Annotated in this window: 3 protein-coding genes; all 3 read right to left on the bottom strand. The window is 34.3% G+C overall.

Translation table 11 applies throughout. From position 1 onward, the window contains the following. The coding region (locus AC1DUW_RS26115; RefSeq protein ID WP_477643850.1) for a PLDc N-terminal domain-containing protein at positions 1-715 on the bottom strand (715 nt) is incomplete at its 3' end. A gap of 246 nt (positions 716-961) precedes the next feature. After that, a complete protein-coding gene (locus tag AC1DUW_RS26120) occupies positions 962-1,225 on the bottom strand; it encodes a metal-sensitive transcriptional regulator (RefSeq protein ID WP_053346459.1) in 264 nt (87 codons plus the stop codon). Positions 1,226-1,409: 184 nt separating this feature from the next. Continuing rightward, positions 1,410-1,853 carry an SRPBCC family protein gene (locus AC1DUW_RS26125; RefSeq protein WP_053346460.1) on the bottom strand — a complete coding sequence of 148 codons (444 nt, stop codon included), beginning with the start codon at positions 1,851-1,853 and terminating at the stop codon, positions 1,410-1,412. Positions 1,854-2,371: the final 518 nt, after the last annotated feature.

Consider the following 2,371-nt stretch of genomic DNA (forward strand, 5'->3'; position numbering starts at 1 on the left):
CAACATACCCTACTTTTCCATCTATGATGACGAGCTTTCGATGATTACGGAAATTCAAACGTAAATTAATAAATTTTAACTTGGATGGAAAAAATGCTTCCACTCTGCCRCCTGCCTGCCTAAAGTCCTTGAAAAAACTTTTTGTCATTCCCCTTGACCCTAATTCATCATAAAGCAGGCGGACTTTGACACCTTCATTTGCTTTTTTCGTCAAAGCCTCAATGAACCGTTTTCCGAGACCGTCTCTTTGAATAATATAATATTGTATATGTATATGGTTTTCTGCCTCTTCGATATCTTTAAAAAGCTGTTCAAACTTCTTTCTTCCATCCGAAAAAATATCGACATGATTATCTTCCGTCAGAACTGCATCATTATTTCGAAGGTGCATATAAATCAAATCACGGTAATTGCTCGAAGAGGTATTTCGAAAAGGAAAGTGATCCGTAGAAAGCTCTTCCATCTGTTTATCAAGGATTTCTTCAATCCCAATTTTTTTCTTATCCTCCCATTGGAATAAGTGAGCGTGCCTCAAACTTGTTCCAAAAAGAAGATATAAAATAAAACCGACTACAGGTAAAAAATATAACACCAATAACCAAGCCCAGGTCGTGCTCGCTTCTCTTCTTTCAAAAAATATAACAATCGTTGCAAATAGAATATTAAGAATAATAACGAGGCCTAACAAAACCGTTGTAACATGCGTGAATTCCATAGCATACCCTCACTCAATTTTTATCCCTTTAAGGATAACATGCAAATTCTTTATATCAAAGGATTTGCCTATTAGAAAAAAGAAAACAAAAATTCGCAAAAAATAGGCCCCTCCCTGTAGAGGCCTATCTATATAAGTATTTTCGAACCAACCCTTAAATATCCATAACTGCCAGGGTGACTTTTAATCTTCTTATACAAACTTTCATTGCAATATACAGGATACACTGAATTTAACTCATTTATTTTATCGGCTTTTCACTAATAAATTAACTGCCTCTTTAACAAGTTCTTCTGGGTTCTTTTCACCTGTCTCATTAGCTTCCCGGACACATTCTACAAGATTGGAGCTCACAATTACACCAATTGTACGGTCTATTGCAGATCGAGTGGCAGATAACTGTGTTACGACATCTCTACAGTCTTTATTTTCTTCCATCATTTTCAAAATCCCTCGAAGCTGTCCTTCAATTCGTTTAACTCTATTTTTCATTTGCTTTTCATATTCCATGTGTGAGGTTGACCTCCTATCCCTTGTAACTTATTATTCTTATCAGGCATACCATCCACGTTTAGTCCCATATGGAATGAATGTAAAAAAATAATCTTATCGCCTTACAATTCATAATACATACCTCTCAGGTATACTTGTCAAGTATTTATCTCAAATAACCCTTATTCGATAGGTAAATACTCTATTTTTGTACAAGGAGATTTTGTGCAATAGCCTCTGAAAATTCAACAGTCATTTGGGGAACGTAGGATTTTAACAAAGCATTTACAATCGGTGCTTTAGCTCCTTTAGCCATTATCGCAAGACAACCAGTCATCTTAGTCTGTCCTTTCCCGATCTGTTCAGCAAAAAAGTAACCATATCCATCAAATTTTTCATTTAATCCCCGAAGGTTAAATGTTACCTTATTAGGTTCGTTCCATTCTAATATATCAACTTCTAGTTTAATTTTCTTTTTCATTAAACCCAAATCGCTTTTAAACTCCCATACGAGTGTCTCATCATTTATTATCTCATGACTAATATATCCTGGGACCAGAGGCGCCCATAGATCAATGACACTGACAAACCCCCATACATTTTCAATTGAAACGGGTAAGATGATACTATGTAATCCTTCTGACAACTGAGTTCCCCCTTAATCATTTTACTTACATCTTTTTAATGTATTCATTGCAGCATTTAGGTTAGACCTGATATTAGAAAAGAGTCCGAAACAAATTTCTCAATATCGCATATGCAATGACAGATGATACTTCAAAAGATACATGGAACCTAAAATGAAAATGTTGATTTAACAGGGTTACTTGCTATTCCAAAGGCTAGGTTAATCTTTATTGTTGTTTTACAAAGAGATAAAAGACCTTCAATTGAGAAGGTCTTTCTTTAAAAAAGTAGTTAATAAATGTAATCAATTACTTTTTGATAACCAAAGGGTAAAACGGAAGCAACTATTAAACCTATTACAATCGAAGAAGTTGTAAAAATGATGAATTTCCGAAGTGATATTTCATTCCTCTTATAGGCAATAAGGCATACCTTCATCATTGAATAAACAGTTATAACTATTATTATTGCTGAAAAGACACTTGCTAAATTACTTCCATTGTGAACCTCCTTTCCCAACAATCTTCAGACTAAATT

The organism is Peribacillus sp. P4_C12 (genome assembly GCF_056402095.1).